This is a genomic window from Paenibacillus sp. MY03 (assembly GCF_002165585.1).
Classification (GTDB): Bacteria; Bacillota; Bacilli; order Paenibacillales; family Paenibacillaceae; genus Pristimantibacillus; species Pristimantibacillus agaridevorans.
This window is the reverse complement of the sequence record NZ_MXQD01000050.1, coordinates 75,688-87,737: the sequence shown is the minus strand read 5'-3', so window position 1 is coordinate 87,737 and position 12,050 is coordinate 75,688. Positions and strand designations below refer to the sequence as shown.

Sequence of the window (12,050 nt, the reverse complement as noted above, 5' to 3'; positions counted from 1 at the left end):
GTGTATGAAAAAGCGAGTTCATTGGGGCGATGGTGGCCGGGGACGAGCGAATATGTATGAAAAAGCGAGCACAATGGGGTGCTGGCAGGCGGGGACGAGCGAATATGTATGAAAAAGCGAGTACAATGAGGCGCCAAGCACCTGCCAGGCATTTTATAGCGGAGTTTCCCGCTATATCCGGCGACTCAGCATCTGCCAGGCATTTTATAGCGGAGTTTCCCGCTATATCCGGCGACTCAGCATCTGCCAGGCATTTTATAGCGGAGTTTTCCGCTATATCCGGCGTCTCAGCATCTGCCAGGCATTTTATAGCGGAGTTTTCCGCTATATCCGACGTCCCAGCTCCTGCCAGGCATTATTATAGCGGAGTTTCCCGCCTGCCGGGCATTTTATAGCGGAGTTTCCCGCTATTATACGGCGTCTCAGCACCTGCCAGGCGCATTATAGCGGAGTTTCCCGCTATATCCGGCGTCTCAGCACCTGCCAGGCGAATTGCGCGAGCGCCCCAGCTACTAGCCAAGCGAGCCAGCCTAGCAAAAAAAGTCCTCCGCATCGTACATCGCGATTGGAGGACTTTGTCTATTTATGGCTCAGCGAAACGTTACTCCACGCTCCAGCCGAAAGGATACGCCGGCGAAATTTCCAGGGGGAGCTTCCCCTGCGGCTTCAAATCGCCCAGCAGCGCCTTTGCCGCGGAAGACAGCGCCAGCGGTCTGCACTCGTATACGGCGAGGTATGCGAGTACATCAGGGAATAGCAGCAGATCCAGCGGATTGCGTACGGATACCGCCACGACGCGGTCGCCTGCGAGCTCTATCGCCTGACGGGCGATGTCGCGCTCCAGCGGATGCTTTGCAGCGTCGTAAGTAACGACGACGATCTGTTCGAATGCATCCAAGCTCGCGAGCGGGTCCGCCCCGTCCATTCGGCGTTCCACGACGTTCGCGGCGCCGTAATGACTCAGGTAGCCGCCTAACGTGCCATCGCCGGACAACATCTCGTCAGCGACGGATACCGGCACGATGCTCGGCCATAACACGAGCATGCTCGCTTCGCGCCGAAGCGGCAGCAAGCCGCCTTCGTTCTTCACTAATGTCACGGAGGCTTCGCTCCAGCGGCGGGCAACTTCCTTGTTGCCTTCCGTGCCTATAACAGCCGCGACCTGCTCCCATGCGCCAATCGGCTCTTCAAGCCGCAGCTTCGACTTCAGCCGCATAATGCGGCCCACCGCTTCGTCGATTCTCGCCTCGGACAATTCGCCGCTTTCCACCGCGGCTGCGACAGCTTCCAGCGCCGCACGCTGCTTCTCGATCGTATGGCTGACAAGCACCATGTCGGCTCCGGCTTGTATCGCTCTCACCGAGCCTTGCGCCGGCCCGTAATGCTCGTCGATCGCGCTCATCTCCAGGCAGTCGGTTACGATGACGCCGTCGTAGCCCAGCTCTCCGCGAAGCAAGCCCGTCAACACATTCTTGGACAACGTGGACGGTACGCCGCTCGGCTCAAGCGCCGGCAACACGACATGCGCCGTCATGATGCAGTCCGTGCCCGCGGCAATCGCCGCGCGGAACGGCCGCAGCTCGATCGCATCCAGCCGATCGCGGTTATGCGGCAATACCGGCAACGCGTGGTGGGAGTCGACGGACGTATCGCCATGTCCGGGGAAGTGCTTTACCGTCGCCGCCACGCCAGCGGACTGATAACCTTCCACGGCAGCGGCTCCCAGCTCCGACACGACCTCCGCGCGGTCGCTGTACGAGCGGACGTTGATAACGGGATTGTCCGGATTGTTGTTGACGTCGATACAAGGCGCGTAGTTTAGCGTGATACCGAGCTTCCTGAGCTCTTCGCCAGATACTTTTGCCGTCTCGCGCGCCGCTTCGGCCTGGCCCGTGGCGCCAAGCGCCATATTGCCGGGCATCAGCGTGACGCCGTCGACGAGTCTGGCCACCATGCCGCCTTCTTGATCGATGGCGATAAACAGCGGCGCCCGTCCTGACACGGCCGCCTTCTCTTGCAGCTTGACCGAGAGGTTATGCACCTGCTCCGCATTCCGCACGTTGCGGGTGAAGTAGATCGTCCCTCCGATCCCATACTCTTCGATCAGCGCGTTGATGTCGTCCGATGGCTCGTAACCATGGAATCCGAATACGAACAGCTGTCCGATCTTCTCCTTCAAGCTCCAATTCCTCCAGTTGCTCTTCTTGCCCCATTCGCTCGATACGCTTGCATTCGACCGTCGTTCCCGTCCTTCCATTTCAACCCATCCTCTCAGCTGTTAGTGTATAGTATCATCTTCGACTTGAAATTTGGCACGAAAGTCCGACGGATTGTCGCCGGTATACTTCATGAACACCTTCGTGAAATACCTTCTCTCCGCATACCCGACCTCTTTGGCGATTTGGGCCACGCTTTTCCCCGTCTCCGCTAGCATCGTCTTGGCACGCTCCATCCGCTCCCGCGTCACGTATTCGATAAACGTCTCGCCGAATGTCTGCTTGAACAGCAGGCTGAAGTACGACGTGCTCAGACCCACATGGGTTGCCGCTTCTTCCACGCTCAGATCTCGGCATAGATTGCGATTAAGGAATGCTCTCGCCTCCAGCATGGACAGCTCCGACTGCTTCTTCTTGTCGATTGACCGATCCGTCACCGCGGCCGTTACCTGACGGATAAAGGTCAAGAGATCTTTGATCAGGAAACGCCGGTCCAGCCTGCGCCATAGCTGCTCCTCCTGATCCCTCGTAAATACGGCCATCTCCTTCATCTCCCGCATAAGATGGAGCACGAAGAAGTGGAGCAGCGGCTTCACCCTGGCGCTATGTTGATCGTTGAGATGCTGCAATTGGGACGCGATTTGGTCCACCTCGACGTTTACAGCCGCGGTATCGCCCCGCTTGACGGCGCTGATCAGCTTTTCCGCCGTTACCCAAAATGCCTTGTCTTCGGCAGGTCCGCGTTCCCCATCCGTCGGATACAACGTGATCGTGTCATGAGCAGGCGTCAGCTGCATGCCGAGCTGCACCTGCTTATAGGCCGCAGACAGCTCCTCCACGCCCGCGAATCGCCTGTAGATTCCCGCGTTCAGCGACAGCTTTACATGGTTCCGGACCGCCGTCATCAGCATGTCTGCCCACTCTTTGACGGGTTGCTCTTCGAATTCGGCAGCTCCCGCCGTCTCGATCAGCACGCACCATTCTCCGTCTCTCATCTGGATAACGGCATGATGCAGACCGTTGCCCTGCAGCTTCTCCCGCAGCACATTGCATACCGCGAAATTCCACAGCTTGCGCTCCTTGTCCGCCCAGTCCCGCCAATCCTTTGTTTTCTCCGAGCTGACGTCAAGATCCAGTACGATCATGACGAAACGCTGCGTCCGCAGCTGCTGCTCGTCGCCGGAGAACAGCCAGTGACTGCCCGAAAAATCGGTATAATCCATAATCAGATCGTAGAGTATTTTCTCGCTGGCCAGATCGATCATCCGGCCCAGCTTCTGCTGTTCCTCGTGCTGCTGCTTCGCCTTGCTGCGCTGATTCGACATCACTCTTGCAATAACGCCTGTCAGCTCGTCATAGGGAATCGGCTTAAGCACATAATCGTTGACGCCGTATTGAATAGCCGCTCTCGTATAAGCAAAGTCCTGATAGCCGGACAACATAATAATGTCGCAGGTCATCTCCCGCTCCCGGATCAGGCGCACGAGCTCCAGTCCGTCCATAACCGGCATTCGTATATCGCAGAGCAGGAGCTGCACGGATTGCTGCTCCAGAAGCTGGAGCGCTTCTACGCCGTTTTTTGCAGAGCCTGCAACTTGGAGACCTAGCATTTCCCAAGGGATAACCTTTTCCAAGTTTCGGGTAATGTGAGCTTCATCGTCTACCAGGAGCACCTTGTCGCTCATGCGCTCTCACCTCTGCTTTTTGGAATGATGCATCTGATCGTCGTGCCTTCCCCTTCCGTGCTGCAGATCATCATGCCATAACCCGGTCCATAATGAATGCGGAGCCGGTCGGCGACATTGCGTATGCCAAGTCCTCTCCGTTCGCCCAGTTCGGCCTCGTCTTGACTTTTCCTCGACGGACTGTAACCCTCCGCCAGCTTCTGCAGGACCTCCTGGCTCATGCCCTTGCCATTATCGCTGACCATGATCACGAGCGAGTGAGGTTCGACAGAGACGTCGATCGAGATGACGCCTTGGCCGTCCTTGTACCCGTCGAAGCCGTGCTGGATGCTGTTCTCGACAAGAGGCTGAAGCGTAAGCTTCAAAATACTATATTGCAGCGCCTCCTCCGGCACTTGAAGCTCATAGGAGAACAACTCCTCGAAGCGATACTTCTGAATCTCCAGATAGCTGCGTACATGCTCGATCTCCTGCTTGATGCCGATCTCCTCGGAGTGATGCATGCTCGTGCGGAGCAGATTGCTGAGCCGCCTCACCATCAGCATGATCTTGGCTCCTTCGTTCTGCGCCGCGAGCGCGTTGATGGACTCCAGCGTATTGAACAGGAAATGCGGCTTGATCTGCGCCTGCATCAGCATCATCTCCGCGTGCTGCTTCCGGTCCTGCTCCCTGCGAACCTCGCTTAGCAAATTGCCGATCCGCTCCACCATGCTGTTGAAGCTGTTAGCCAGAAGCACCGTCTCGTCCTTGCCCTGCGCAGACACCCGGATATCGAGCAGCCCCTGCTCGACGAGTCGCATTTTGCGGACGACCTTGATGATCGACTTGGCGACCCGATTAACGAAAAAGACGTTGAAGAGCACGGCCGACAGCAAGCCCAACACCGTAATCATGCCAATCCACTGCACAAATCGGATGTTCTCGTCGGTTAGTGTATTCCAGGGCTGTACGGACAGCAGCACCCAATCGTTAAGCCCCAGCTTATAGGACGAGACGAGACTGTCCACGCCGTCGAACTTCATCCTCGCGCTCTTGTATTCCTGCGTTAACTGGGGCATGGAGTTGGTATACAGATCGATGCTCCCGCCATCGTATTCCTTGTTGCTGTCCAGCATGATGAGACCTTTGCCGTTCATAATAAAATAACGCGAGCCTTGCGAATCCGGATCCGGATTCTGGAACCCTTTCAGCATGCTGCTGACATCCTCGGTCTTGTACTGAGTGACCATGATGCCGATATCGTTAAAGGATTGAATGTCCTTAACGACGCGCAGCATGGTGAACAGCGGCGGATCGACGCCCGTCAGCTCCTTCTGCTCATGCGGCCCGATCCAAAGCGGGATGCCTCCGAGTCGAATGACATCGTCGTAGAGAGAATGCTGCCGCAGCTGCTCGAACGTAATCGGACGGAACGTCGTGGGATCATTGCGATTCGAACGGTACATCGTGCCGTCGCTGGAATACAGGACAACATAGCTGACGGCAGGATGCTGGAACAGAATGCTGCTGATCTGTTTTTCGTCCTGATTAATGCGAATGATCGTGCTTGGATCGTCCATGGACAGATCGTTCTGCTTTAAAATATCCTGAACGACGCTGCTAATGACGTTGCCGTTGGACAACTGATTCAGCTCGCGGAAAAAGTAAGAAAGATTGCCGCCGATCGCTTTCATCGTGATTTCCGACTGCTCGCTGTACTTCTTCTCCAGCAGCGTCTCGGAGTTCAGGAAGGAGAAGATGCCGAGCACGATCATCGGGATAATAATAAGCGTAATGAAGGCCAGCATCAGCTTCGGTCTCAGATTCATCTTGCCCGGCCCCCTATTTGCTGTCGTCCCCGGTTATGATGCCGGATCCCGCCGCATGACCGATATGGCCAAGCCCCGCTTCGTTAACCTGGGCCAGATTGGCCTTATCCTGCGCTTCCTGAATAGACTGCGCCACCTTCTCGGGCGTGCTAAGACCGCCGATCAGCTTCTGCAGCCCAACTCCGATCTCCGAAGTAACGCTTGGCTGCACAATGGCATCGAAAGCCGGCCAAGTGCTCGAAGCTTGCCCCATAACCGTCAACACTTCATTAACGATGGGATCCGTGTCGGTGAGATCGGTGAACTTCATGGAAGGCAGCAGCTTATCCTCGTCCATCGCCCGCTTCTGCACGCTTTCGTTAAAGAAGTTGGCGATAAAAGCTTTGACGACCCCGATCTGTCCCTCGGACAGATTGGAAGAGAAGCCGAAGCCGTTGGAATACGACGCATTGATGGAGCTTTGGTCGCCAAGCCCGCCGGGAATCGACGGGAACGCAAAAAATCCGATGCCGCCACGCGGAATCCCCGTTTCCACGCTTGTGAAGTGGCTCATGTCCCAGGTTCCCGTGAACACCATCGCCGCTTTGCTCTTTAGCAATTGCGCTCCTTGCTCCGCATATTCGAAGCCAAGCGCCCCGCTCGGAAAGTATTTGCGCCGGATCAGCTCATTGTAAGCTTCGAACCCTTGGATAAAACCCGGGTCGGTCCACTTCGTCTCCCCCGTCAGCAAGCCGCCGAACGCCTCGATGCCCACGTATCGGACCATGATCGTATTCCACATCATGCCGATTGCCCAAGCATCCTTCGCAGCCAGGCCGAACGGCACATATCCCGCCGCCTTGATGGTCTCCGCCGTATCCAGCAGCCCATCCCATGTTTTGGGAATGGACAAGCCCAGCTCCTTGAATATTTGTTTGTTGTAGAAAATCCCTTCGCTATAACCGCCGTACGGCACGCCGTACACCCGGCCGTCGATTGTAAATTCGGACAAACTCTCGAACTTGTCTGTCAGCTCCAGCTCCTCCAGAATCGGAGTGAGATCCAGCATCCGGCCCGCCTTTACGTAGAGCTTTAGATCCGCTCCGCCAAACACCTCGAAGATGTCGGGCGGATTGCCGACGGCCATCTCCTGCTTGAGCTTCGTATCGCGATTGACGATTTCGTCAATGCCCTCCAGCTGGAAGACAACGCCTTCGTTCTCGGCTTCCGTCTGCGCGACGACATCCTCGAGCACTCGCAATCTGGCTTTGCTCGTTTCCTTGATCTGCGTATGCCGCAGCGACAAGGTAACTTGCTTAAATTCCAGTTTGTCTTCGATCGCGGGGTTATTGCCGCTGCATGCGGAAGTCCCCGTGGCGACAATGAGAAGGACAACGATCAGGATAGAACTTCTACGCAAGCTTGTTAACCCTCCTTAGGTCCACAATCACTTGTCTCCCTGTATCTTATTATATCCACATTCGCATGCCTGCAAGGAGGTCCAAAAAACGATAACGAGGGGATACATTTCTATTATTATTGCCGCAGCGGCAACCTCAATCTCGCAGCTTTTCGGTTGCTCCCCTGATTCGTTCGTACAGGGCTCGCCATTCTTCATTGCCTTGCGGCGGACCTGCCGGCTCTCCGGCTTCTTGCTCTTCGGAGCCGTTGCTCTTGCCGTTAATTGACCGAAGCGACCCAGGTTGCTTCAATCGATCAAGCCGATTCCGCGATTGTTCCTTCTCCAAACGTCATCACCCTTTCAGCCAATCGTCCCGGAGCGCGAACAGATCCTTTAATTCATCCGTGCTCATCTCCGTGATCCACTGCTCCGACACGCCGACAACCTGGTCGTTCAGCGATTGCTTGCTCTCGATCATCTCGTCGATCTTCTCTTCCAGCGTGCCGAGCGTAATGAACTTGTGCACCTGCACCTGGCGCGTCTGCCCGATCCGGAAAGCCCGGTCCGTTGCCTGGTTCTCGACGGCCGGATTCCACCAGCGGTCGAAGTGGAACACATGATTCGCGGCCGTCAGATTCAACCCCGTTCCGCCTGCCTTAAGAGACAGGACGAACGCGCCGCCCTTCTCGTCCTCTTGAAATGCCGTAATCATTTCGTCGCGTTTCGCCTTCGGCACGCCGCCATGCAAGTATGGAACCTTGATGCCAAGCGACGCCTCGAGCGTTTCCTTGATCCGTGCTCCCATCTCTACGAATTGGGTGAAGATGAGACAACGTTCGCCTTCTGCCGCGATCTCCTCGCACATCTCCAGCAGCCTCGCCATCTTGCCCGATCTTTCGGCATCCCACTTCTCTGTCTCCGTCTCGTGCAGCAAAAGCGCGGGATGGTCGCATAGCTGCTTAAGCTTCGTGAGCGTCGCCAAAATAAGCCCGCGCCTCTGCATGGCATCCAGCGTATCCAGCTTCTCCATCAGCTCGGATACGATGTTCTCGTACAACGTTCCCTGCTCGGCGGTCAAGGTCATAAAACTTTTGGACTCGATCTTGTCCGGCAGCGACAGCTGGATGGCGGGGTCCTTCTTTACGCGACGCAGCATAAACGGTCTTACCCAGCGCTGCAGCCCTTGTATCATCGTTTCGTCCCTCGTCCTCTCGATCGGCGCGACGACCGCTCTGCGGAAATCGGCCATGCTGCCGAGATAACCCGGATTGATAAAGTCGTAGATCGACCATAGCTCCGTCAACCGATTTTCCATCGGCGTGCCGGTTAACGCGATCCTGTGGCGGGCGCCGAAGCTCCTGATCGCGCTGGATTGCTTTGTGTACACATTTTTAATATTTTGGGCCTCATCGAGACAAAGCGCGTTCCATTCCACAGCTCCGATATCCTCTTCATCCAGCTGCGCGAGCGAATACGAGGTGATGACCAGATCGTATTCTCCCGCGAGCTCCTTCAGCTCCTCGCCTTTCACCCGTTTGCCGCCGTAATGGATATGAACCTTGAGCGACGGCGCGAATCGCCGAAGCTCCTTCTCCCAGTTCCCGATAACGGAAGTCGGACAGACCAGCAGCGACGCGCCTGCGGCAGGATCCTCCGACGCCTGTACGCAGCACAAATACGCGATGAACTGAATCGTTTTGCCGAGACCCATGTCGTCAGCCAACACGCCGCCCAGTCCGAACTGGCGCAGGAACAACAGCCAGGATACGCCCTGCAGCTGGTATGGACGCAATTCGCCCAAAAACGACGACGGCAGCTCGGCCTCCGGAATGCGGGACACTTGCTGCAACTGCGCCAGCCAGGCGCCGAGATGTTCGTTCAACTCGACCTCGGCCCGCAAACCATCCTCGCTTTCGCTGTCCAGCTCCATCTCCGAGCCGCCCCGCAGATGCATCTCCAGCACGTCGCGGAAGGAGAGTCCCTTGCGCTTGCCTACCCGCTTCATCCAGGCGCGGATTTCCGCGACGTCCTGCGGATCAAGATGGACCCACTGATCGCCCACTTGCACCAGCCTTCTGTTCTCCTCCGCCATTTGCATAAATTCGGCTTCGGAGAGATCGATATTGCCCAGAGCCAGCTTCCAGTCGAACTGGACGATCTGGTCGAGACCGAACATCGGCTGCGCAGCGGAACCGACCGACGACTTGAGCTTCGCCCGCACTCTCAGCTTCCGGCTGCGAACCGCCTCCCACCATGCAGGAAGGAGGACTGGCGTACCCGCCTCCAGCAGCCGAAGACTGTCGTGCTCCAGGAAGCTCCATGCTTCCTGCTCCGTCAAGGACCAGCGAAGCGATGCCGCATCCTTTATCGTTCTATCTCCTGCTTCATCTTCCGATTCTCCCGCCTCGGCAAGATGAGGCAATACCTGCGCCCACTTGGACTCTTCCTTGTTCATCTTGCCGAGGAGCGGCTCCCGCCAATCGGCGGGCAATCCGTTGCCAGCGTCAAGATCAACGACTCCATTGGCGTCATAATCGCCATATTCTGGACCGGCCTCATCCTTCCGCTCAGCCTGCCAATCTCCGGCGGGATTTTTTTCGATCGTCCGCCACTCTCCACCCGACTGATCCTGCAGCGCGGGGCGCAATCTCCAGCCAAATCCTTCGCCGGGCTCCAGCAATTGAAGCGCCACGCGGAACGGCAGCATATCCCGGCGGAAGCCAATGGCGATCAGCCATTCGTCTTCGTCGCTCCCCTTCTGCCTGAGCACGCCTTCGCCCATCTTTTTGCCAATGTCCGCCCAAGCGGCCGCCGCATCGTTGTCGCTGACCAGCAGTTCTTCGATTGCCGCGCCCAGCCACGCCTCCGCCCGGTCATCGCCATGTTCGGCCGCATCGCGAAGAGCCTGCTCCCAATCGTTCGCGAACTCGGCGGCGTCCTCCGGCAAGTCGGCCCTCCAGCTCCTCCGTTCCTCGCTCCAGTGCTGCCAGTCCGGCATATACCAGCCTCGCAGCAGCATCGTCCGGATCATGCCGGCGATTCGGATAAGGACGCTGAGCCGATCGCTCCACTTCACGTCAAGCAAACGGACATGACGGGGCTGCGACAAATAATCGACGGCGGCGAGCGGGCTCAGCTTGAGCAGGCTCTGTCCGCCGATTCGTTCCTCTTCTACGTCCGCTCCGTACCAAGAAGCCTTATGCCATGCGAACAACAACGAGCGCAGACGTCCTTCCGTCAAGTCCTTGCGCTCGACCGCGCCAAGCAGCAGCGTCGGGCTTCCTTCTTCCATGCTCCATTTGCCGTCCACCGTCAGGCTCCGAAAGTTCAATGATGTTCTCATACGCCGATTTTCCCTTTCCACAGCTCTTCCTGCAGCGCCCTGAGCCGTTGGTATTTCCCCATAATGCTTGCCACGTACAAATCCCAACGCTCTGCATCCTTCAGTCCCTTGTACAACTTCTCCAGCTTTTTAAGCTGTTTGACGGCTATCCGGTAGCCCTGCCGATTTCTCGTGGCGATATTCGCTTCGATGGATTGATGATAGATCGGCAGCAGCGATTCCGGAGATTGCTTGGCAACCTCGCGCAGCGCCGCCGCATCCAGCTCCTCCATCTTTGCTCCGACGAGCATCTGCAGATCGGCCCAATCCTCATAACGCTTAACGTTAAGCCAATGCTCGGAGAGATCCCCGAAGGAGTATGGCAACAGCCCGATCATATAAGACGCCCAGATTTCCTCCTGCGGCCGATCCTCGTCCGCGCGGCGGCACAGAGTCATAAATGGGCCGATATTGCGAGCATTTCTGGCGGCATGCACGCGCTCGAACAAATACGCCATCCATTGCTTCGCGGCTTCCCACTTGCCGGCTTCCATCCGCTGAGCCACGCAGGGATAGATAAGCTTTTGCGTCCGTTCGAAGGCGCTTTGCGAAAATTGCGCGATGGCCGCATCGTCATCCCCGTCCAGAAAGTAGAACATGCCCGCCGCCGCATGCAGAAACGAATCGTCGTTCTGGGGTTCCTTGCGCTCCGCTGCCGCAAGCAGCGCCGCCAACTCCCGATCGAACCAGTCCCTGCGCAGCGACATCACTTCGCAATATGCCAGATACAGCATCGGCCAATCGAATAACTGGCGCTCGGCAATCATCGCCCTATGCTTCGCCCGATCCGTAAGCGCCTCGGCCCAATGCAGCTCCGCCTCGCCCATCTCAAGGGGTTCAAGCTCCGACAACAAGGAGAAACCATGCTCCAGCCAAGGCTCTGCCATACGCAAGAACGACATCTCGTGATAATAGCGGCTAAAGCTGTCCACGGTCAGGATGGCCCGCTCCGCCTGCTCCAGCGTAAAGGCAATGGACGCCAGCCAGTGCAATCGCTGCATAGGCTTTTCCCATTCCCTCGACGTCCCCTTGAGCGCCGACAAGACGGGCTGCAGGGCATGCAGCGAATGCCGGCATTTCCTGAACGATTCGCCGTACTCGGTCTCCATCCAGGAGAACCACTCCTCCGGCGAACCGGAAGGACCCGGATTGCCGACGCCGACTTCGAACAAGGCCAATTGACCGGATTCCTCCTTCTTCTCCGGCTTCGCGAGCTTGCTCGCGGGAGCCAATCCGAGCAGTCTGAAGTACGAAGCCTCCGCGGCTTCTTCTCCTTCCCGAAACGCCACATAATAGAAGTAGACGGCAACCATGTGCTTGCAATAATCGCCGTACGGACAGGTGCACTTGCTGTAGCGGAACTGTTCGGCGTCGATGACGACCGCATACAGCTCGGTCCCTTGGACGATGCCCGTCAAAATGTCGCTCGTCGTTTCCTTCGCGCTTTGAACGTAGCCGTTTTTGAAGTACTGCCAGCCGCGCTTGATCATGATGCCTTCTATGTTTTCGCCCATTTGTCCTTCGAGCGCCGTTAACATTCTGTCGTCGAATACACGCATTGCAGTCTTCCACCCGCCT

Annotated in this window: 7 protein-coding genes; all 7 read right to left on the bottom strand. The window is 57.1% G+C overall.

Annotated elements, in window-relative coordinates; all coding sequences use genetic code 11:
* Positions 1–601: 601 nt before the first annotated feature.
* The gene (locus tag B1748_RS29625; protein WP_087571565.1) at positions 602–2,257 is read right to left on the bottom strand and encodes a glycoside hydrolase family 3 protein; all 1,656 of its coding nucleotides are present in this window, start codon (positions 2,255–2,257) and stop codon (positions 602–604) included.
* Between the two features lie 21 nt (positions 2,258–2,278).
* Positions 2,279–3,901, bottom strand: coding sequence for a response regulator transcription factor (locus tag B1748_RS29620; RefSeq protein ID WP_087571564.1), 1,623 nt, complete (start codon positions 3,899–3,901; stop codon positions 2,279–2,281).
* Positions 3,898–5,709 (bottom strand): cache domain-containing sensor histidine kinase, encoded by a 1,812-nt coding sequence (locus tag B1748_RS29615; protein ID WP_087571563.1) that lies wholly within the window; start codon positions 5,707–5,709, stop codon positions 3,898–3,900. The genes B1748_RS29620 and B1748_RS29615 overlap by 4 nt, the downstream gene beginning before the upstream one ends.
* 13 nt (positions 5,710–5,722) lie before the next feature.
* Positions 5,723–7,108, bottom strand: coding sequence for an ABC transporter substrate-binding protein (locus B1748_RS29610; RefSeq protein WP_087571562.1), 1,386 nt, complete (start codon positions 7,106–7,108; stop codon positions 5,723–5,725).
* Positions 7,109–7,244: 136 nt separating this feature from the next.
* The gene (locus tag B1748_RS29605) at positions 7,245–7,436 is read right to left on the bottom strand and encodes a hypothetical protein (protein WP_087571561.1); all 192 of its coding nucleotides are present in this window, start codon (positions 7,434–7,436) and stop codon (positions 7,245–7,247) included.
* A gap of 6 nt (positions 7,437–7,442) precedes the next feature.
* Positions 7,443–10,433: a DEAD/DEAH box helicase gene (locus tag B1748_RS29600; RefSeq protein WP_087571560.1), complete on the bottom strand. Its 2,991-nt coding sequence runs from the start codon at positions 10,431–10,433 to the stop codon at positions 7,443–7,445.
* Complete coding sequence (locus B1748_RS29595; RefSeq protein ID WP_179215891.1) at positions 10,430–12,031, bottom strand: SWIM zinc finger family protein; 1,602 nt, start codon at positions 12,029–12,031, stop codon at positions 10,430–10,432. The genes B1748_RS29600 and B1748_RS29595 overlap by 4 nt, the downstream gene beginning before the upstream one ends.
* Positions 12,032–12,050 lie beyond the last annotated feature (19 nt).

What these genes read in the sequence shown, in the direction of transcription:
- B1748_RS29625 (WP_087571565.1), bottom strand. Translation starts at nt 2,257, where the DNA reads ATGGAAGGACGGGAACGACGGTCGAATGCAAGCGTATCGAGCGAATGG.
- B1748_RS29620 (WP_087571564.1), bottom strand. Translation starts at nt 3,901, where the DNA reads ATGAGCGACAAGGTGCTCCTGGTAGACGATGAAGCTCACATTACCCGA.
- B1748_RS29615 (WP_087571563.1), bottom strand. Translation starts at nt 5,709, where the DNA reads ATGAATCTGAGACCGAAGCTGATGCTGGCCTTCATTACGCTTATTATT.
- B1748_RS29600 (WP_087571560.1), bottom strand. Translation starts at nt 10,433, where the DNA reads ATGAGAACATCATTGAACTTTCGGAGCCTGACGGTGGACGGCAAATGG.
- B1748_RS29595 (WP_179215891.1), bottom strand. Translation starts at nt 12,031, where the DNA reads ATGCGTGTATTCGACGACAGAATGTTAACGGCGCTCGAAGGACAAATG.